Source organism: Oceanibaculum indicum P24, assembly GCF_000299935.1.
Lineage (GTDB): Bacteria > Pseudomonadota > Alphaproteobacteria > Oceanibaculales > Oceanibaculaceae > Oceanibaculum > Oceanibaculum indicum.
This window is the reverse complement of record NZ_AMRL01000007.1, coordinates 46,417-65,361: the sequence shown is the minus strand read 5'-3', so window position 1 is coordinate 65,361 and position 18,945 is coordinate 46,417. Positions and strand designations below refer to the sequence as shown.

Annotated in this window: 17 protein-coding genes; 4 read left to right on the top strand and 13 right to left on the bottom strand. The window is 67.2% G+C overall.

What is annotated here, in order from left to right:
• Window positions 1-4 precede the first annotated feature (4 nt).
• From P24_RS07665 to P24_RS07655, 3 genes are all read right to left on the bottom strand, one after another.
• Window positions 5-946 (bottom strand): ABC transporter permease, encoded by a 942-nt coding sequence (locus P24_RS07665; RefSeq protein ID WP_008944132.1) that lies wholly within the window; start codon window positions 944-946, stop codon window positions 5-7.
• Window positions 947-973: 27 nt separating this feature from the next.
• The gene (locus tag P24_RS07660; protein ID WP_008944131.1) at window positions 974-2,605 is read right to left on the bottom strand and encodes an amidohydrolase; all 1,632 of its coding nucleotides are present in this window, start codon (window positions 2,603-2,605) and stop codon (window positions 974-976) included.
• A gap of 285 nt (window positions 2,606-2,890) precedes the next feature.
• The gene (locus P24_RS07655; RefSeq protein WP_051013110.1) at window positions 2,891-3,667 is read right to left on the bottom strand and encodes a class II aldolase/adducin family protein; all 777 of its coding nucleotides are present in this window, start codon (window positions 3,665-3,667) and stop codon (window positions 2,891-2,893) included.
• 318 nt (window positions 3,668-3,985) lie between these two features.
• On the opposite strand from P24_RS07655, the gene P24_RS07650 reads away from it, so the two are divergent.
• The gene (locus tag P24_RS07650) at window positions 3,986-5,419 is read left to right on the top strand and encodes an SPOR domain-containing protein (protein ID WP_156816219.1); all 1,434 of its coding nucleotides are present in this window, start codon (window positions 3,986-3,988) and stop codon (window positions 5,417-5,419) included.
• Here P24_RS07650 and P24_RS07645 read toward each other — a convergent pair.
• Both P24_RS07645 and P24_RS07640 read right to left on the bottom strand, forming a co-directional pair.
• Window positions 5,400-6,584 (bottom strand): MFS transporter, encoded by a 1,185-nt coding sequence (locus P24_RS07645; RefSeq protein WP_008944128.1) that lies wholly within the window; start codon window positions 6,582-6,584, stop codon window positions 5,400-5,402. The two genes, P24_RS07650 and P24_RS07645, sit on opposite strands and share 20 nt — an antisense overlap.
• A 4-nt stretch (window positions 6,585-6,588) precedes the next feature.
• Entirely contained in the window at window positions 6,589-7,314 is a 726-nt protein-coding gene (locus P24_RS07640) for a hypothetical protein (RefSeq protein WP_008944127.1), read from the bottom strand.
• A 228-nt stretch (window positions 7,315-7,542) separates the two neighbouring features.
• On the opposite strand from P24_RS07640, the gene P24_RS07635 reads away from it, so the two are divergent.
• Entirely contained in the window at window positions 7,543-8,433 is an 891-nt protein-coding gene (locus tag P24_RS07635) for a DMT family transporter (RefSeq protein WP_008944126.1), read from the top strand.
• On the opposite strand, the gene P24_RS07630 is transcribed toward P24_RS07635, so the two are convergent.
• Complete coding sequence (locus P24_RS07630) at window positions 8,420-9,652, bottom strand: MFS transporter (RefSeq protein ID WP_008944125.1); 1,233 nt, start codon at window positions 9,650-9,652, stop codon at window positions 8,420-8,422. The genes P24_RS07635 and P24_RS07630 overlap by 14 nt on opposite strands.
• Window positions 9,653-9,801: 149 nt before the next feature.
• Here P24_RS07630 and P24_RS07625 point away from each other — a divergent pair, with 149 nt between their 5' ends.
• Window positions 9,802-10,788 (top strand): ketopantoate reductase family protein, encoded by a 987-nt coding sequence (locus P24_RS07625; protein WP_008944124.1) that lies wholly within the window; start codon window positions 9,802-9,804, stop codon window positions 10,786-10,788.
• A 184-nt stretch (window positions 10,789-10,972) separates the two neighbouring features.
• Here the strand turns inward: P24_RS07625 and P24_RS07620 are convergent, their stop codons facing one another.
• From P24_RS07620 to P24_RS07610, 3 genes are all read right to left on the bottom strand, one after another.
• Complete coding sequence (locus P24_RS07620; RefSeq protein WP_008944123.1) at window positions 10,973-12,280, bottom strand: TRAP transporter large permease; 1,308 nt, start codon at window positions 12,278-12,280, stop codon at window positions 10,973-10,975.
• A 15-nt stretch (window positions 12,281-12,295) separates the two neighbouring features.
• On the bottom strand, window positions 12,296-12,850 hold the full coding sequence (locus P24_RS07615; protein WP_008944122.1) for a TRAP transporter small permease: 555 nt from the start codon (window positions 12,848-12,850) through the stop codon (window positions 12,296-12,298).
• Window positions 12,851-12,958: 108 nt separating this feature from the next.
• On the bottom strand, window positions 12,959-13,933 hold the full coding sequence (locus P24_RS07610) for a TRAP transporter substrate-binding protein (RefSeq protein WP_008944121.1): 975 nt from the start codon (window positions 13,931-13,933) through the stop codon (window positions 12,959-12,961).
• 194 nt (window positions 13,934-14,127) lie between these two features.
• On the opposite strand from P24_RS07610, the gene P24_RS07605 reads away from it, so the two are divergent.
• On the top strand, window positions 14,128-14,610 hold the full coding sequence (locus P24_RS07605; protein ID WP_237740176.1) for a PaaI family thioesterase: 483 nt from the start codon (window positions 14,128-14,130) through the stop codon (window positions 14,608-14,610).
• 196 nt (window positions 14,611-14,806) lie between these two features.
• Here P24_RS07605 and dxs read toward each other — a convergent pair whose 3' ends face one another.
• The 4 genes from dxs to P24_RS07585 form a co-directional block, all read right to left on the bottom strand.
• Complete coding sequence (gene dxs / locus P24_RS07600; protein ID WP_008944119.1) at window positions 14,807-16,726, bottom strand: 1-deoxy-D-xylulose-5-phosphate synthase; 1,920 nt, start codon at window positions 16,724-16,726, stop codon at window positions 14,807-14,809.
• Window positions 16,727-16,761: 35 nt separating this feature from the next.
• On the bottom strand, window positions 16,762-17,649 hold the full coding sequence (locus P24_RS07595; protein WP_008944118.1) for a polyprenyl synthetase family protein: 888 nt from the start codon (window positions 17,647-17,649) through the stop codon (window positions 16,762-16,764).
• Between the two features lie 11 nt (window positions 17,650-17,660).
• Window positions 17,661-17,912: an exodeoxyribonuclease VII small subunit gene (locus P24_RS07590; protein ID WP_008944117.1), complete on the bottom strand. Its 252-nt coding sequence runs from the start codon at window positions 17,910-17,912 to the stop codon at window positions 17,661-17,663.
• Window positions 17,913-17,993: 81 nt separating this feature from the next.
• Window positions 17,994-18,920, bottom strand: a complete 927-nt coding sequence (locus P24_RS07585) for a histone deacetylase family protein (RefSeq protein WP_008944116.1) — start codon at window positions 18,918-18,920, stop codon at window positions 17,994-17,996.
• Between the last annotated feature and the right edge of the window lie 25 nt (window positions 18,921-18,945).

Below are 18,945 nucleotides of genomic sequence, written 5' to 3'. Positions count from 1 at the left end.
TCCCCTATTTCCGCCCGACGCGCGGGTCGAGATAGGCATACAGCACGTCCACGATCAGGTTCACCAGAAGGAAGGAGACCGCCAGCAGCAGGATCGCGCCCTGCGCCAGCGGGAAGTCGCTGGACACGATGGCCCCGACCGCCAGCCGCCCGACACCGGGCCAGGCGAACATGGTCTCGGTCACCACGGCACCGCCCAGCAGGAAGCCGATCTGCAGGCCGACCAGCGTGACGATGGGGATCAGCGCGTTGCGCAGCGCATGCTTCACCACCACGCGGGTTTCCGGCGCGCCCTTGGCGCGGGCGGTACGCACGAAATCGGCGTTCAGCACCTCCAGCAGCGAGGTGCGCGTCATGCGCGCGACCGGGCCGATGAACACGCCGCCCAGCGTGATTGCCGGCAGCGCGATGTGGCGCAGCCCGTCGATGCTCCACAGCGGACCGCCGCGACCCTGGAAGGGCAGCAGCTCCATCTTGAAGCCGACATACTGGATCAGCATCAGGCCGAACCAGAAGATCGGCATCGACACGCCGGCGACCGAGAAGGCCATAACGATACGGTCGGTCACCCGGCCGCGCCGCACGGCGGCGATGGTGCCCAGCAGGATGCCCAGCGGCACCGCCCAGATCAGGCTGGCGATCATCAGCTCGACCGTCGGGCCAACCGTGTTGGCCAGTTCGCTGACGACGGTAGAATTGCTGATGATCGAGCGGCCGAGATCGAGCTGCAGCACACGGAAGATATAGAGCCCGAACTGGTACCAGAGCGGCTCGTTCAGCCCCATCGCCTCACGCAGCGCGGCAACGTCGGCGGCGGTCGCGGTCGGGCCGGCCAGCACGGTGGCGGGGTCGGTCGGCACCACCTGCAGCAGCAGGAAGCCGATCAGCAGCACGCCGAACAGCACGGGAATGGAGATCAGCAGGCGGTGGGCGATATGTCGTGACATCGGGTCAGCCTCTCAGACGCCGGTCGGTCAATGCAATACCTCGCCCTTGCGGTCGTGAACGATCTCGCCGTCGATGATCGTGATATCGGCCAGCGCCGGCAGGATCTCCTCGGGCGCCACGGCGAACAGGTCACGGTCGAACACCGCTATATCCGCCAGCATACCGGGGGCCAGCGTACCCTTCACATGCTCCGAGAAGCTGCCATAGGCGCCATTATAGGTCATCGCGCTGATCGCCTGTTCGGTGCTGATGCACTGGTCCGCGCCCATCACCGTGCCGCGATCCGTCTTGCGCGTCACCATCTCGTAGAGATTCTTCATCGGGTTGAAGTCCGACACCGGCGAATCGGAGCTGGCGACCGGGTGCAGCCCGGCCTCGACCCAGTCCTTCATCGGGTAGGATTGCGCCGGCCGTTCCTCGCCCAGCACCTCGATATAGAGGTCGCCGAACTCGTAGATGAAGATCGGCTGCGGCGCCGGGATCATGCCCAGGCGCTTCATCGCGGCAATCTGGTCCGGCGTGGTGAAGCCGCAATGCTCGACCCGGTGGCGGCGGCCGGCGACCGGCACCTTCCGGTTCGCCGCCTCGACCGCGTTCACCGCCTGGTCGATGGCGGCATCGCCGATGGCATGGATCGAAAGCTGGTAGCCAAGCTCATTATATTTCGCGACCCAGTCGTTCAGCTCGCCATCGCTGTAGATGAAGATGCCGATGGAGCCGCAGGAACATTTGTACGGGTGGCGCATCGCCGCCGTCTTGCCGCCGGCGCTGCCGTCGGTGAACAGCTTCACCGAGCCGACCTTCAGATATTCGTCGCCCACACCGGTCTTCAGACCCTGCGGCAGCGCCTTGTCCATGACACCCGCCGGGCCGCCGGTCAGCGACATGTAGGTGCGCACCGGCAGGCGGCGCTGACGGCGCGCTTCCTGATAGGCCAGGTAATGGTCATAGCCCTGCACCAGCCCGACGCCGGCATCCATCACGCTGGTGATGCCATAGCTGCGGAACACGTTGCCGCCCTCCTCGATGCCGCGCACCAGATCAGCGATCGGCAGCGGCGGCATCGCCTTGGTAACCAGCTCCTGCGCGCGCTCCTGCATCAGACCGGTCAGCCGGCCGTTCTGCGTCTCGATGAAGCCGCCGGTCGGCTGCGGCGTCTTCTCGTCGATACCGGCCAGCTCCAGCGCCTTCGAATTGGCCACGCCCATATGGCCGCAGGTGCGCTTGATATAGACGGGATTGTTCGGCGAGACCTTGTCCAGTTCCTCGCGGAAGGGATGGCGCTTCACATCCAGATGGAAATGGTCGTAGCGGCCGCCGAAGATCCATTCGCCCGGCTTGGCCTTGTCCACGAAGGCCTTCACCCGCGCCAGCACCTCGTCCAGCGTCTTCACCTCGCTGGCCGACAGATCGACCTGGCGCAGCCCCATGCCGAAGGGAAGCAGATGCTGGTGGCCGTCATTGATGCCCGGCGTGGCGCAGCGACCGGCAAGGTCGATGATCTTCGTGCCGGGGCCGACCAGCGCCTCGATCTCGGACGTTTTTCCGGCCGCCAGCACACGGCCCTTCCAGACCGCCAGGGCTTCCACGAATCCTTCCTGAAGCCCCTGAAAAATCCTGCCGTTCTTCAGAACGACATCTGCCTTCGGCAGCACCATCTCAGCCCATCCCCTGTTCAACGGCTATGTTCAACGCCAGTACTCAACGCACATATTCAACGCTGCCGCGCCGGCCCTGTTACGCAAAAGCCGGTCCGTTTCGCGCGGCACCCGATATCTTTGTCGCGAATAATCGCCACGGTCCGAAAGCTCTTTTAAGATCAGCCTGTTGCGAGAATCCGCCGGTGACGCTGCGTGGCCTTTCCGGCCCCCTGAGCGGCGCGCCGGATGCGCTGGCCTGCCCAAAAGCCGGTCAACTGCCCATGCGCCAGTCAGTCACGCCGGTTAGTCGCGATATCCCGCATCTTCCCGGTCGAGCGTGCGCAGCAGCGCCTCCCACGGGCGGTTGGCGCTCTTCTCGCCGCCGCGCTCGAACTGCCTGGCGGCATGCTCGGCCACCTCCGGCGGCACCATGGCAAGCTCCGCCCCGCTCGACATGGCGGCGATCTGCGCCTCGCAGGCCTTCTGCAGGTAGAACATAATGGTGAAGGCCTCGGCAACGCTGCGCCCGCAGGTCAGCAGGCCGTGGTTGCGCAGGATCATGGCATAGGTATCGCCCAGGTCGGCGACCAGCCGCTCGCGCTCGTCGAGGTCCAGCGCGATGCCTTCATAATCATGGTAGGAGACGCGGTTGTAGAAGCGCATCGCGTGCTGGCTGATCGGCAGCAGCCCGCCCTTCTGCGCCGCCACCGCCATGCCGGCGGCGGTATGGGTGTGCAGCACGCATAACGCATCCTCACGCGCCGCATGCACGGCGCTGTGGATGGTGAAGCCCGCCGGGTTGAAGCTGTAGGGCGTCTCCATGACGATCTTGCCGTCCAGATCGACCTTCACCAGGCTGGAGGCCGTCACCTCGTCGAACATCAGCCCGTAGGGGTTGATGAGGAAGTGATGCTCCGGCCCCGGCACACGCATCGAGATGTGGGTGTAGATCAGGTCCGTCCAGCCCATCCGCGCCACCAGCCGGTAGCAGGCCGCCAGATCGACGCGCGCGGCCCATTCCTCGGCGCTGACCTGCTCGCGCACGCTGCGCGGCTTCAACGGAGTGACTGTCCCAGACATGATGCTCTCCATTCGGTACGTGCTCCTGTTGCGGTGCAAATGACACCGAAAGGGAGCCGTGCCTTGCTTGTAAATGTCACATACAAGTCTTGCGCAAGCTTCCGCCGGAAGTCAATCCGCTGGTTGCAAATTCGCGTCAGGACCACGCCCGATTGCCGCAGACTGTTTCCAACCCTCTCATTTTTCCCGCTTTTCAGGAACCGGTTACGGGCGATTCCTTGACAGGACTCGCCCGCTATATGAGACTCCATGAGGGTTACGCGGCCCATAAGCGCGCAAGGGCAAGCGCTTGGGATGAGCGGCGCGGAGGATGGGGCGATGAAGAAGATTGAGAAGCGGACGAAACGGGGCCGCTTCACCGTGATGCTCGCCGGAACGGCCTTGCTGCTGGCCGGCTGCGACACGGTTTCCAGCTTCGTGAACGACACCTTCTCTTCCGCCCCGCAGGCGACAGCGCCCCAGCCGGCGACCGCGCAGGCCGGGGCCCCGCAGGGCGGAACCGGCAAGCCAGCGCAGGCCATGCTGCCGCCCGCCCCGCTGCCGCGCTACGTTCCCGGCGATACCTTCGTTTATCGCGTCGGCAACGCGACCATGCGCGAGCAGGTGCTGACCACCACCCCGGACCGCGTGGTCTGGACCAACGATCAGGGGCTGATCTGGACCACCGGCTACGACCTTGTCTCGCCGATGCTGTCCTGGTCCGCCGACCCGGAACTGGGGCGCGGCCGGCAGGATATCGTCGATGGCAACCCGGCCAGCCTGTTCCCGCTGACGGCGGGCGAGCAGGTGGCCTTCCAGGTGACCGGCTCCAGCGAGAAGCAGCCCGGCGGCTGGAAGATGGATCAGCGCTGCGAGGTTGCCGGGCAGGCCCAGGTGACGGTCGAGGCCGGCACCTTCAACACCTTCCAGATCGGCTGCCAGCGCGGCGACACGCTGGAGACGCTGTTCTATTCGCCGGTCGTGCAGAATTACGTGCTGCGCACCCGGCAGTTCCCGTTCCGCTCCGAGCGCAAGGAACTGGCCGGCTTCCAGCATGCCGAGCTGCGCGAGGCCAAGGACGAGCAGCTGGTGGCGATGACCGAGGGCGACAGCCGGCAGGCCTCGCTGGGGCGCAGCACCGAAATGCCGGTCGATCCCTCGGCGGCGCAGACCCTGCCGCCGGCACCGCCGGTCCCGCCGGCCGGTGCCATGGGAGCTATGGCGCCTGCTGGCGACATGGCGTCTGTGGTGCAGCGTCTGGAGGCCGTGCTGGCCCGGATGGAGCAGCTGATGGGTGGCCAGGGCAACGCCGCCCGTCTGCCCGGCGCCGCGCCATCCGCGATGGCACCCAATGCCTCCAGCCCGATGACGCCCCCTGCGGCACAGCCCCTGCCCCGGTCGGCAAGCAGCGGCGCGCCGCTGTCGCTGACCGGCCAACCGCCGGCGCCCTCGCAGCCAACCCAGCGGCAGCCCCCCCAGCAGACAGCCAGCGCCGCCCCGGCGCGACCCGGCGAACAGTTCGGCCTGCATCTGGGGTCCTACCGTGAGCTGCCGGCAGCGGAGCGCGGCTGGGATATTCTGAAGGAGCGTTACCCCAGCCTGCTGGGGCCGCTGAAGCCGTTCAATTCGGAGTTCAGGACCGGCGATACGCGCGGTGCCTTCGTCCGGCTGGTGGCCGGCCCCTTCCCCAGCCGCGATGCCGCGACCAAGGCCTGCAACGACCTGGCCGCCCGCCGGCAGTTCTGCCAGGTGGTCAGTCTGAACGATTCCTGACCCAGGCCCGCCCCAGCACGATCAGCAGGAACAGCAGGCTGGCGAGCGCCCCGAACACCAGCATGCCGTGCGGGTCCCACAGCGTCATGGCGCCGCCGCCCAGCGCCGGGCCGGACATGCTGCCCAGGCTGTAGAGCATGACGAAGGCAGCATTGGCACCGGGCAGGGTCGCGGTGTCGAACCGCTCCGCCAGCATGCACAGGCCGATGGTGTAGATGCCCATCACCACCCCGCCCCAGGCGAACAGCAGCGGCCAGATAAGAAGGGTATCCAGCGCCAGCCAGAAGGCCAGCGGACCCAGCACGCCGGCCGCGCCGCAGATCGCCAGCAGCAGCCGGCGGTTCATCCGGTCTGCCAGCCAGCCCAGCGGCACCTGCAGCGCCAGATTGCCGGCCAGGAAGGTGGAGAGCAGCAGCACAGCGGTTTCCGGCGCGAAGCCGACACGCAGCGCATAGACCGGCAGCAGCGCGAAGACGGTCGCATCCGACAGGCCGCTGACCGCCGCCGCCAACATGATGGTGGGGGCCAGCAGCATCAGCCGCCCGATATTCCCGGCGGCGTGCGAGGGCACCGGCGGCAGGGCGTGGCGTGCCAGCGGCAACGGCAGGGCGGAGGCGCCGAGGATAGCCGCGCCGATCAGGAACGGCACCGGCCCTTCCAGCCCGACCAGGCCGATAATCACCGGCCCCAGCGCGAAGCCGCCGGCAAAGCAGGTGACGTAGAGCCCAAGCATCTTGCCGCGGTTGCGGTCGGTGACGATGGCGTTCAGCCAGGCCTCGCTGGCGATCCAGGCAACACCGACCGAGATGCCCAGCGCGAAGCGCAGCACGAACCAGGCCGGCAGGCTGGTGAACACCGGCATCGCCAGCAGCACGGCAATGCCGAAGACAATGGAGAGGTACATGACCGGCAGCGTGCCGTAGCGGCGGATCGCCCGTGGCAGGAACGGCCCGGTCAGCAGGATGGCGAAGGTGGACATGGCCGCGTTCAGGCCGATCAGCACCGTGTCGGTGCCGCGCAGCTCCAGCAGCATGCTCAGCAGCGGCATGGTGACGCCGATCATCAGCCCCGCCCCCAGCGAGACCGACAGCAGCGCCAGCATGGCCAGCCGCCGCGCGCGGTCCGTCAGCGCCGGAGCGGTGCCCGGAAGAGTGTCCTGCGTCATCTCCTTACGGGAAGCGGCAGCGTTCGGCGGTCACTTGCACAAAGCCGCGCTGCCCCGCTGTCACCCCGAAGCGATGTTCGACCGCGCCGATCACGACCGACAGGGTCATCGGCAGCGTGCCGGTCTTCTGGTCCGCCTTGCCGTCGATCCGGGTCACGGTCAGCGTCATCGGCTGCGCGGGGTCGAACCAGGCTTCCGGCCGCCCCTCGGCATTCAGGGCCGATTCGCCCAGGCCGGTGATGGTCACGGTATTGTTCACGAAGCCGACCACGGAGGCCGCGCCATCGGTCAGCGGCGTGCGCACCAGGAAGCGCTTGGTTTCCGCCGGTTCGCAATCGCGCCCGATGCTGGCCTCGCGGATGACGAAGGAAAGCCGTTCCGCCGGCACGCCGGCCGCCATCCTGTCCCGGAGCAGCGCCAGCATCTCCTGCATCTCCGGTGTGGGGACGTCCTGCTCATAGCGCTGCTGCAGCGTCGCCAGCTGCTGGGCTGCCTCGCGGCTGCGCAGCAATGCTGCCTGGGCCTGCTGGTTCAGCGTCTCGATCTCGGCCCGTGCCGCCGCCAGATCGTCGCGCTGCCGGTCCAGCTGGGTCTTCCGGTCCTCGATCCCCAGCTGGTAGGCGAACAGCCCGACGCCGGCCAGCAGGGCCACGAACAGGAAGAAGCGCAGCACCCGCCCGATAAGGCGCTTCCGATAACGCCGCTCAGTATCGTATAGACCGTAGGACATGTTTTCCCGGCACTGGTAACGGACCCTATCCCCCGCCAGCAGGCGGGAGCGCACGATGCCGCCACATTGCGCCAATTGCATGGCCAACTGGCACTGGGCCAGCGCAGCGCCCGACTTCCGTCTCCCGCGGCACATGGCAGTGTCGCGCGGCATCGGGATGACAGGACGCTGCACCGAAGGCTAGGCTGGCGCGATGCGGCAACCCGCCGTTCCTACACCGGACAACGCATGCCCGCCACCCCCATCGACAATGCCCGTGGTATCCTTTTGATCCTGCTGGCCATCGCCTGCTTCGCCTCGATGGACGCGCTGGCGAAATTCCTGCTGCAACGCCACGAGATGCCGCAGGTGGTGTGGGCGCGCTATACCTTCCACCTGCTGGCGATGGCGCTGATCCTGGGGCCGCACCGCATTCCGCGCCTGCTGAGGACGCAGCGGCCGCTGGCGCAGATCCTGCGCGCCAGCCTGCTGCTGGCCTCGACCGCGATGTTCTTCACCGCCATCAGCTACATTCCGCTGGCCGACGCCAGCGCCATCGGCTTCCTGTCGCCGCTGCTGGTAACCGCCCTGTCGGTGCCGGTGCTGGGCGAGAAGGTCGGCCCGCGCCGCTGGGCCGCCGTTGTCGTCGGTCTGGTCGGCGTGCTGATCATCCTGCGCCCCGGCATGGGCAGCGTGCACTGGGCATCCTTCCTGGTGCTGGGCGTGGCGCTGACCTTTGCCGGCTTCTCGCTGATGACCCGCATCCTGGGCCGCAGCGAGGACGGCACCACCATGCTGCTCTACACGGCGGTGGTCGGCTGTGCCGTCACCAGCCTGATCGTGCCATTCTACTGGCGCGCCGTACCGCTGGAGAGCTGGCTGCTGTTCGGCGCGGTCGGCGCGCTGGGTGGCCTCGGCCATCTGGTGCTGATCCGCGCCTACAAGCTGGCGGAGGCGTCAGCGCTGGCGCCGTTCAGCTACAGCCAGCTGATCTGGGCGATGTTGCTGGGCTTCCTGATGTTCGGCGATGTGCCGCAGGCGCACATGCTCGCCGGCTCCGCGTTGCTGGTCGCCAGCGGCCTCTATGTCTGGCACCGCGAACGGCAGCTCGCCCGTAAACTACCGCTCAGCGCCGGCTGACGCTGCCCGCCGTCAGCACGGTGGCGATGGTCGCCACGCTAAGGCCGGCAATCACCCAGAACAGGATCGACGGATCGGCCACCCGGTCCAGCAGCAGGCCGAACATCAGCGGCGTGATCGCCCCGCCCAGGTTGAAGCCGGTGGAGACGAAGCCGAATACCTTGCCGGTCGAACCCGCCGGGGTGACCGCGCGGATCATCATGTCGCGCGAGGGCGCCACCATGCCGCTGAAGAAGCCGGCCAGCGCGAACAGCACGCCGACCACCGCCAGCGACGGGCTGAAGGCGGCGACGCAGGCGACGAACAGCCCGACCAGCAGGAAGCAGCCACCGGCCACCAGCGAATGGCGATTGGTGCGGTCGGCAACCCAGCCGCCGGCCAGCACGCCGGCCGCGCTGGCGAACAGATAGGCGGTCAGCGGCACGTTGGCCTGCGCCAGTGGTGCCTCATAGATCGTCACCAGCGCCGAGACGCCGAAGCTGGTGAAGCCGCCATTGGTCATCGAGATGCCGACGAAGAACAGGAAGCCCATGATGACCGGCAGGCTGAGCAGCAATTTGATACCTTGCGGGCCAGATGCGGACGCTGACTCTTCCGCCTTCGGCTTGCGGCCTCCCGCCTGGGCGCCAGCAGGAGTCTCGTCTTTCAGAACGCCGGAAAACGCCATCAGCACCAGCGCCACGGCAAGGCCCGCCCCGCCGGCGATGACCAGCGCCATCTGCCAGCCCACCGCGCCCAGCAGGAACACCATCATCACCGGGGCGACGGCGAAGCCGAAATAGCCGGCGAAAGTATGGATGGAAAAGGCCCGCCCCATGCGCTTGCCATCGACTGAGGCCGACAGGATCGTGTAGTCGGCGGGGTGATAGACGGCATTGGCGAGGCCGGCGACGGCCATCAGCGCGATCAGCGCCCAGTAGCTGGGAAACAGGCCGATCATCATGAAGGCGATGGCCTCGACGATCAGCCCGGCGATCAGGATGGCGCGGGCACCGAACCGGTCCACCAGAAAGCCCATCGGCGCCTGGGTCAGGCCGGTCGCCACGTTGAACACGGTCAGCGCCAGCCCCAGCGCCGCGAAGCTGACGCCATAGACGTCCTTCAGCAGCGGGAACAGCGGCGGCAGCACCAGCATGTACACATGGCTGAGGAAGTGCGCCGTGCTGATAAGGCCAATGACCTTCGTGTCGCTGCGCGGCAGCGCGACGCTGGCATCCATGGTTTCCGACCCTCGTCTTTTCTTGTGTTGCGATGAGAGTGTGTTGTGCACGCGCGCCGCGTCAACCGTCAGCGCGGCATGACAGCGATGATTGCCCGCCGCGCCGTCAGGCAGTACAAAGCGCACAAAGCAAATCGGAGGCTGAAAGCGTGAAAATCTGCATCTATGGCGCCGGCTCGGTCGGCGGATATCTCGGCGCGCGGCTGGCGGCGGCGGACGGCATCGAGGCCAGCCTGATCGCCCGGGGGGCGCATCTGGCGGCGATCCGCCAGGACGGGCTGACCCTGCACCAGCAGGGCGAGAGCGTCACCGTGCGCCCCGCCGCCAGCGACAATCCCGCGGATTTCGGCCCGCAGGATGTGGTGATCTGCACCGTGAAGGCGCACGGCCTTACCGGCATCGCGCGCAGCATGGCGCCACTGCTGGGGCCGGACACCGCCGTGGTGTTCGCCATGAACGGCGTGCCCTGGTGGTATTTCCACGCCCTGCCCGGCCAGCATGAGGGCCGCTCCATCGACCGGCTGGACCCCGGCGGGACCATCCGCGACGCCACCGGGCCTGAGCGCGCCATCGGCTGCGTCGTCCATATCGGCGCGGAAGTCACCAGCCCCGGCACGGTGACCGTCACCGGCCGCGAACGTTTCGAGATGGGTGAGCCGGACGGCAGCATGAGCCCGCGCCTGACCCGCCTGATGGAGGCGTTCGGGACCGCCGGCATCACCGCCGTCGCGCACGACAATATCCGCGACTATGTGTGGTCGAAGCTGCTCGGCAATATCACCTCCAACCCGCTCAGCGCGCTGACCCGCGCGACCATGGGCCAGCTCTATGACGACGACATCCTGCGCGGCTTCATGCGCCGGATGATGGAGGAGGCGGAAGCCGTCGCCAGCGCGCTGGGCGCCAGCCTGCCGGTCAGCATCGACAAGCGGTTCGAGAGCGGGCCCCGGCTGAAGGACTTCAGGACCTCGACGCTGCAGGACCTGCTGGCCGGCAGGCCGCTGGAGATCGAGCCGATCGTCGGCGCGGTCGTCGAACTGGGCGACCTGACCGGCGTGGATACGCCCTCCATCGACCTGATCTACGCGCTGCTGAAGCGCCTCGCCATCAATGAGGGGCTATACCCGGCGGGGTGAGGGGGGTGGGGCTATTTCGTGTTCTCCCTCTCCCCTTGCGGGAGAGGGTTGCGTAGCCTTATGAGCGGAGCGAATTAGGCGAAGCTGGGTGAGGGGTAGTTGCACGGGCCGAGCCGCCCCCTCACCCGGTTCGCTGACGCTCACCACCCTCTCCCGCCAGGGGAGAGGGTTTACAAGCTCCCCCTCAGTTCCGCGCCGTCGCCTGCTGCGGCAGGTAGGTGACGATCTCCGGGAAGATGGTGATGATCACGACCGCCACCACCATCAGCAGGAAGAAGGGCAGCGCCGCATAGGCGATATAGAGGATGTTGCGTCCCGTCAGGCCCTGCAGCACGAACAGGTTGAAGCCGACCGGCGGGGTGATCTGCGACATCTCCACCACCAGCACGACATAGATGCCGAACCACAGCAGGTCGATACCCGCCGCCTGCACCATCGGCAGGATGATGGCGACGGTCAGCACCACCACCGAGATGCCGTCCAGGAAACAGCCCAGCACGATGAAGAACAGGGTCAGCGCGATCAGCAGCACATAGGGCGAGAGCTGCATGTCGCGGATCCATTCCGCCAGCACGCGCGGCAGGCCGGTATAGCCCATCGCCACCGACAGGAAGGCCGCCCCCGCCAGGATGAAGGCGATCATGCAGGAGGTGCGGGTGGCACCCAGCAGGCTGGACCAGAAGGCCTGCCAGTTCAGCGAGCCGGTGACCAGCGACAGGAACAGCGCGCCGGCGACACCGCAGGCCGCCGCCTCCGTCGCCGTCGCCCAGCCCCAGTAGATCGAGCCGATGACGAAGACGATCAGCAGGATGATCGGGATCAGCCGGCGCGAGGCATAGACCTTCTCCAGGAAGCCCATGCTGAAATCGGCGGGCGGGGTCTTGCCCGGATGGATCACCGCCCACAGCGCGATATAGCCCATGAACAGCCCGGCCAGCAGCATGCCGGGGAACACACCGGCAATGAACAGCTGGACGATGGACACCTCGGCCGAGACGCCATAGACGATCAGGATGATCGAGGGCGGGATCAGCAGGCCGAGCGTGCCGGAGCCGGCCAGCGAGCCGATCGACAGCTTCTCGTCATAGCCGCGCCGGGAAAGCTCCGGCACCGACATCTTGCCGACCGTCATCGCAGTCGCCGCCGAGGAGCCGGAGACGGCGGCGAACACCGCGCAGCCCAGCACATTCACATGCAGCAGCCGGCCCGGCAGCCGGGTCAGCCAGGGGGCCAGCCCCTGGAACATGTCCTCCGACAGCTTGGTGCGGAACAGGATCTCGCCCATCCAGATGAACAGCGGCAGGGCGGTCAGCGTCCAGCTGGCCGACGCCCCCCACACCGTGGTGGACATGACGATGCCGGGCGGCGCGCTGGCGAACATGGAGATGCCGACATAGCCGATGGCCAGCAGCGACATGGCGACCCAGAAGCCGCCGCCGAGGAAGAGGAAGAGCAGCGCGATCAGCAGGATCGACTGGATAAGCTGGTCCATGAACCGGTCCCCGCCTTAATCGTTCGCTTCGATGCGGTCGGATGGCCCCAGCTCAGGGCGGTTCTCCAGCACCACATCCTCGGAATTGTCATAGGACGGCGTATTGCCGCGAATCACGGAGATCAGCTCGTCCAGGAAGGCGATGGCCAGTACCGTAAGGCCAACCAGCATGGCGCCTTGCGGCCAGGCCAGCGGAATCGGCACCAGCCCGTCCGCGACTTCCTTGAAGCGGATCGAATCGGCAACCAGCACCCAGGTGTACCAGGCGAAATAGGAGGACAGGATGGTGCCGGCCACCAGGCAGACGATATCGGCCCAGCGCCGCGACGAGGGGGCGAGCCGCAGCAGCACCAGATTGACCCGGATGTGGCTGCCCGCTTTGAAGGCATAGGCCAGCGCCAGGAAGGAAGAGGCGGCCATCAGGAAGCCGGCGATCTCGTTCGCGGACGGCACCAGCACGCCGAAGAAGCGGCCGACGATCTGCGCCAGGATAAGGACGGCGATGCCGGCCAGCGAGATCGCCGCCAGAACGCCGCACAGCTTGTACAGGAAATCGAGCGCCGCGCGCATGGCCACCCCGCGATGCGTGACAGGTTGGAAAAGGGATAGAGGCCCGGCCGATGGAGAAACGCCCAGGGTGCCGGTTGCAGCCCTGGGCGTTTCGGACCGGGAGACGCCTTACATCTTGTTGTAGGCGTCCACGATGGTCTTGCCGTCGGCGCCGGCCTTCTCAAGCCATTCCTTGACCATCTGGTCGCCGATGGCCTTCAGGTCGGCCTGCAGCTTGTCGCTCGGCATCAGCACCTTCATGCCATTGTCGCCCAGCGCCTTCACGGTGCGATCGGCCTCTTCCTTGCTGGCGGCCCAGATGCGGGTCTCGGCATCGGCGGCGGCCTTCATCACCGCGTCCTGCGTTGCCTTGTCCAGCCCGTCGAAGGCACGCTTGTTCACGAAGACGATGTTCTTCGGGTGCATCGCGTCGGTCTGATAGAACACTTTCACGAAGTCCCAGGCCTTCACGTCCACGCCGGTGGCGCCGGAGGTAAGCATCGAGGAGACCAGGCCGGTGGAGAAGGCCTGCGGCACCTCGGCATACTGCACGGTGGTCGGCACCGCGCCGGCCAGCTCGGCAAAGCGCGCGGTCGCGGCGTTGTAGGCGCGGAACTTCACGCCCTTCATGCCCTCAACCGACGCGATCTCGGTCTGCACGAACAGCCCCTGGCCCGGCCAGGGCGCTGCATAAAGCAGCTTCAGCCCTTCCTCGGCCAGCAGCTTTTCCAGCACCGGCTTCTGGGCCTTGTACAGCTTCATGGCATTGTCGTAGCCGGTGGCCAGGAACGGCACGCCGTCAGCCTCGAACACCGCGTTCTCGTTACCGTAGGCGGACAGCAGGATCTCGCCGATCTGCGCCTGTCCGGTACGGACGGCGCGCTTGATCTCCGGCATCTTGAACAGCGAGGCACCGCTGTGGATGGTGATGGTCAGCTTGCCGCCCGACAGCTTCGCCACATCCTCGGCGAACATCCGCGTGTTCTTGGTGTGGAAGTTGGTATCGGGGTACGGCAGCGGCATGTCCCAGGTTTCCGCCGAGGCGGCGGTGGAAAAGCCGGCAACCGCCATGGAAAGCGCCATGGCCGTGAAGAATTTCCGCATTGTGTGCTCCCTGTTCCGGAGTGAGATTTCGGTCTCATCGGCGCGCGGTGCTCCGATCAACCTGTTTGCTTTGCGTACAGGCTAGACTGTACACATACCCATTGATGGTCAAGAGGGACGGCGGCACCGCAGTGCGATATGCTGCGGGGCATGCCGAAAAACCCCTGTCTTTCCGCAACCCGAACGGGATCAAGATGACGAAATCCGCCGCCTCCGCCGCCGCAGCGCAGCATGACGACAGCCTGATGCGCGAGCTGATCGCGCTGGAGCCCATCTCGGGCTATCAGGAACTGATGGGCTACCGGCTGGTGGAGTGGCGCGAGGGCTATGCCGTGCTGGAGCTGGATATCGGCCCGCAGCATCTGAACCGCGCCGGTGTGCTGCATGGCGGCGTGCCGGCCTCGCTGATCGACACGATCTCCGGCTTCTGCGGCTGCTACTGCCCGATCCCCGGCCGGGTGCGGCGCTGCGTGACGCTGTCGCTGACCACGCAATATCTGGGGCAGGCCTCGAAGGGCACGCTGCGCACGACCGCCCGCGTGACCGGCGGCGGGCGCAAGATATTCTTCGTCGCCGCCGAGGTGACCGCCGAGGACGGCACGCTGGTCGCCACCGGCACCGGCACCTTCCGCTACCGCGCCGGCAGCGAAGACCCGAACGGCGTGCCTCGGGAGTAGGAGGAATTTAAACAATCCCTCGCCCCCTTGGGGGAGAGGGTTGCGCAGCCTTAATCGCGCAGCGAATTAGGCGGAGCTGGGTGAGGGGGTGTCGCACGGGCGGAGTTAGTCTCCCCTCACCCAGCCGCAGCTAGCCTCACTATCGTTCGCCAAGCCTCGGCATCCCTCTCCCCTTCCGGGGCGAGGGTTTTATCCCTCACGCCCGGGCCGGCGCCTCGCTGGCGCTACGGCCGAGTGCCGCCAGGGCAGTGCGCACGATGCCGTCGGCGTTCAGCCCGGCCTCGGCATACTGTTTCTCCGGCGAATCATGGTCGATGAAGCGGTCGGGCAGCACCATCGGCCGCACGCGCAGGCCGGCATCCAGCATCCCCGATGTGGCCAGATGCTGCAGCACGAAGGAGCCGAAGCCGCCGACCGAGCCTTCCTCGATGGTGATCAGCACCTCATGGCCGCGCGCCAGCCGCTCCACCAGCCCGGTATCCAGCGGCTTGGCGAAGCGCGCATCGGCGACCGTGGCGGATAGGCCGTAGCCCGCCAGCTCCTCAGCGGCGGCCAGGCATTCCTGCAGCCGCGCGCCATAGGAGAGGATGGCGACCGCCGTGCCCTCGCGCATCACCCGGCCCTTGCCGATCTCCAGCGGCTGGCCGCGCGCCGGCAGTTCCACGCCGGTGCCCTCGCCGCGCGGATAGCGTACGGCAGACGGCCGGTCATCAATGGCGGCCGCAGTGGCCACCATATGCACCAGCTCCGCCTCGTCGGCCGCTGCCATCAGCACGAAATCCGGCAGGCAGCCCAGATAGGCAACATCGAAGCTGCCGGCATGAGTCGCGCCATCGGCGCCGACCAGCCCGGCGCGGTCGATGGCGAAGCGCACCGGCAGGCGCTGGATCGCCACGTCATGCACCACCTGGTCATAGCCGCGCTGCAGGAAGGTGGAGTAGATCGCCGCAAACGGCTTCATCCCCTCCGTCGCCAGGCCGGCGGCGAAGGTGACGGCATGCTGCTCGGCGATGCCGACATCAAAGCTGCGGTCCGGGAACCGCTCGGCGAACTTGTCGAGACCGGTGCCGCCCGGCATGGCGGCGGTTATGGCGACGATGCGCTCGTCGGCCTCCGCTTCCTGGATCAGCGCCTGGGCGAAGACATTGGTGTAGCTGGGCGCGTTCGCCTTCGCCTTCACCTGCGCGCCGGTCACCAGATCGAACTTCTGGACCGCGTGATACTTCTCCGGGCTGTCCTTCGAGAAGGGATGCCCCCTGCCCTTTTCGGTGACGACATGCAGCAGCACCGGGCCGGCTTCCGGCCGGTCGCGCAGGCTTTTCAGGATCGGCACCAGATGGCTGATATCGTGCCCGTCCACCGGGCCGATATAGAGGAAGCCCATCTCCTCGAACAGCGTACCGCCGGTGACCATGCCGCGGGCATATTCCTCGGCCCGGCGCGCCGCATTCTCCAGCGGCTTCGGGAAGCGGCTGGCCATCTGCTTCATCGCCTCGCGCAGCCCGCGATAGGATTTCGAGGCAATGAGACGGGAGAGATAGTTGCTCATCGCCCCAGTCGGCGGCGCGATGGACATGTCATTGTCGTTCAGGATGACGATCAGCCGGCTGTCCATCGAGCCGGCATTGTTCATCGCCTCATAGGCCATGCCGGCGCTCATCGAGCCATCGCCGATGACCGCGATGACATTGTTGTCGCCGCCCTGCAGGTCACGCGCCACCGCCATGCCGAGACCGGCGGAGATCGAGGTCGAGCTGTGCGCGGCACCGAACGGGTCGTATTCGCTCTCCGACCGGCGGGTGAAGCCGCTAAGGCCGCCGCCCTGGCGCAGCGTGCGGATGCGGTCGCGCCGCCCGGTCAGGATCTTGTGCGGATAGGCCTGGTGGCCGACATCCCAGATCAGCCGGTCGCGCGGCGTGTCGAACACATGGTGGATCGCCACCGTCAGCTCCACCACGCCAAGCCCGGCGCCCAGATGGCCGCCGGTGCGCGAGACCGCGTCGATGGTCTCACGGCGCAGATCGCCGGCCAGCGCAGTCAGCTGGTCGATGGAGAAATCCTTCATGTCCGCCGGTGTGGTGACCTTGTCCAGAACCGGGGTCGGGCTGTCGGCCATGGGCCTTACCTCTTTATCCGCGATGGGACTATCGCTCATGCCTGCCGTTCGACGACGAAACGGGCAACTTGCTTCAACAGCTTCGCCTTGTCATCGAAGAAATCAAGGTGCCGGGCCGACTGATCGACCAGCATCAGCGCATGGGCGCGGGCATTCTCGACGCCCAGCGCCGCTACCAGCGTGGCCTTGCCGGCGGCATCGTCGAGGCCGGTCGGCTTGCCGGTCACGCTGCTGTCGCCCTCGATATCCAGCAGGTCGTCGGCAATCTGGAAGGCCAGCCCCATCTCCTGCCCGTAGGAATGCAGCGCGTGGCGCGCCGCCTTGCCGGCCTTGCCCAGAATGGCGCCGGCCTCGCAGCTGAAGCACAGCAGCTCCGCCGTCTTCATGCGCTGCAGCCGGGTGATCAGGCTGGCATCGATGCTGTCCATGTCCTCGGCCAGCAGGTCGAGCATCTGGCCGCCGACCATGCCCTGCGTGCCCGAGGCACGCGCCAGCGCCAGCACCAGCTCGGCCCGGACCCTGGGGTCGCTGTGGGTTTCTTCCTGCGCCAGCACCTCGAAGGCGTAGGTCAGCAGCGCATCGCCGGCGAGTACCGCCGTCGCCTCGTCGAACGCCTTGTGGCAGCTGGGCCGGCCGCGCCGCAGGTCACTGTCATCCATCGCCGGCAGATCGTCATGGATCAGCGAATAGGCGTGCAGGAATTCCACCGCCGCCGCTACCCGCAGCGCGCAGCTGCGGCTGACCGAGAACAGCGCCGCGCTTTGCAGCACCAGGAAGGCGCGCAGCCGCTTGCCGCCGCCCAGTGCTGAATAGCGCATCGCCTCGACGACGCGCGCCTCCGGCCCGTCCGGCAAGGCCAGCAGCCGGTCCATCGTCTCGGCGACGGCCTCGGCGGCCTCCGCCATGGCGGCCTTGACATCCATCGCAGGACCGCTCAGTTGGCGGGATCGAAGGGTTCGGCGGCGACGCTGCCATCCGGCCCCAGCTTGATGCGCTCCACCTTCATCTGCGCGTCCTGCAGCTTGCGCTCGCAATGCGCCTTCAGCAGCACGCCGCGCTCGTAGGTATCGATCGAATCCTCAAGGCCGATCTCGCCCTTCTCCAGCTTGGAGACGATGGCCTCCAGCTCGGCGAGGGCCTGCTCGAAGCTCAGGGCGTCGATGTCGCTGTGGGTCTTTTCGCTCATGCTGTTGCCTTGGCGCCTGCTGGGTGGAAAGGGGGCGGAGTGTAGCCACCTCGCCCCGCCGGAACAAGCCGAAGCCGCGCGCTATTGCCCCATAAGCGCGGCAACATGAGCAGCGGCCGACCGACCCAGCGCGTCGAGGTCATAGCCGCCTTCCAGCGTGGAGACCAGCCGTCCGCCGCACTGATAGGCCGCCAGCCGCATCAGCTCCCGCGTGGCCCAGGCGAAATCCTCCTCCTCCAGGCACAGGGCGGCCAGCGGGTCGTCCTTGTGGGCATCGAAGCCGGCCGAGATGATCACCAGGTCGGGGCGGAACTCCGTCAGTGCCGGCAGCAGATGTTCGGCGAAGGCATGGCGGAACGCCGCGCCATCGGCCAGCGGCGGCAGCGGTACGTTCAGGATGTTGTCCAGCCCGCGTTCATTGGCTGCCCCGGTGCCGGGATAGAGCGGCGCCTGATGCGTCGAGGCGTAGAACATCTCATGGTCGTTCCAGAAGATGTCCTGCGTGCCATTGCCGTGATGCACGTCGAAATCCACCACGGCGACGCGCTTCAGCCCATGCACGGCGCGTGCATGATAGGCGCCGACGGCAGCACTGTTGAACAGGCAGAACCCCATGGCGCGGGCCGCCTCGGCATGGTGTCCGGGCGGGCGCACGGCGCAGAAGGCATTCTCCGCCTCGCCGCCGACGACCGCATCCACCGCCGCGCAGACCGCGCCGGCGCAGCGCAGTGCCGCCTCAAGCGACTGCGGGCTGACAATCGTATCGGCATCGATTCCCGACAGCCCCTCGGCCGGGATCGCCGCCCTCACCGCATCGACATGCGCCTGCGGATGGGCGCGCAGCAGCTGCTCCTCCGTCGCGGCCGGCGCCTCACGGCGGACAAGACCGGCAAAGCGCGGCTCGTCCAGCGCCTCCAGCACGGCGCGCAGCCGGTCCGGTCGCTCCGGGTGATAGGGGCCGGTATCGTGCGCGAGGCAGGCCTCGTGCGTGTAGAGCAGCGTCGCCATCGGGTCTTCCCTGTCCGGTCTTTAC

Bases quoted from the DNA above. Each gene is read 5' to 3' on its own strand.
- P24_RS07655 (WP_051013110.1), bottom strand. From the start codon at position 3,667: ATGTCTGGGACAGTCACTCCGTTGAAGCCGCGCAGCGTGCGCGAGCAG.
- P24_RS07630 (WP_008944125.1), bottom strand. From the start codon at position 9,652: ATGGATGCCAGCGTCGCGCTGCCGCGCAGCGACACGAAGGTCATTGGC.
- P24_RS07650 (WP_156816219.1), top strand. From the start codon at position 3,986: ATGAAGAAGATTGAGAAGCGGACGAAACGGGGCCGCTTCACCGTGATG.
- P24_RS07665 (WP_008944132.1), bottom strand. From the start codon at position 946: ATGTCACGACATATCGCCCACCGCCTGCTGATCTCCATTCCCGTGCTG.
- P24_RS07610 (WP_008944121.1), bottom strand. From the start codon at position 13,933: ATGCGGAAATTCTTCACGGCCATGGCGCTTTCCATGGCGGTTGCCGGC.
- P24_RS07605 (WP_237740176.1), top strand. From the start codon at position 14,128: ATGACGAAATCCGCCGCCTCCGCCGCCGCAGCGCAGCATGACGACAGC.
- P24_RS07615 (WP_008944122.1), bottom strand. From the start codon at position 12,850: ATGCGCGCGGCGCTCGATTTCCTGTACAAGCTGTGCGGCGTTCTGGCG.
- P24_RS07640 (WP_008944127.1), bottom strand. From the start codon at position 7,314: ATGTCCTACGGTCTATACGATACTGAGCGGCGTTATCGGAAGCGCCTT.
- P24_RS07595 (WP_008944118.1), bottom strand. From the start codon at position 17,649: ATGGATGTCAAGGCCGCCATGGCGGAGGCCGCCGAGGCCGTCGCCGAG.
- P24_RS07660 (WP_008944131.1), bottom strand. From the start codon at position 2,605: ATGGTGCTGCCGAAGGCAGATGTCGTTCTGAAGAACGGCAGGATTTTT.
- P24_RS07620 (WP_008944123.1), bottom strand. From the start codon at position 12,280: ATGGACCAGCTTATCCAGTCGATCCTGCTGATCGCGCTGCTCTTCCTC.
- P24_RS07585 (WP_008944116.1), bottom strand. From the start codon at position 18,920: ATGGCGACGCTGCTCTACACGCACGAGGCCTGCCTCGCGCACGATACC.
- P24_RS07635 (WP_008944126.1), top strand. From the start codon at position 7,543: ATGCCCGCCACCCCCATCGACAATGCCCGTGGTATCCTTTTGATCCTG.
- P24_RS07645 (WP_008944128.1), bottom strand. From the start codon at position 6,584: ATGACGCAGGACACTCTTCCGGGCACCGCTCCGGCGCTGACGGACCGC.
- dxs (WP_008944119.1), bottom strand. From the start codon at position 16,726: ATGGCCGACAGCCCGACCCCGGTTCTGGACAAGGTCACCACACCGGCG.
- P24_RS07590 (WP_008944117.1), bottom strand. From the start codon at position 17,912: ATGAGCGAAAAGACCCACAGCGACATCGACGCCCTGAGCTTCGAGCAG.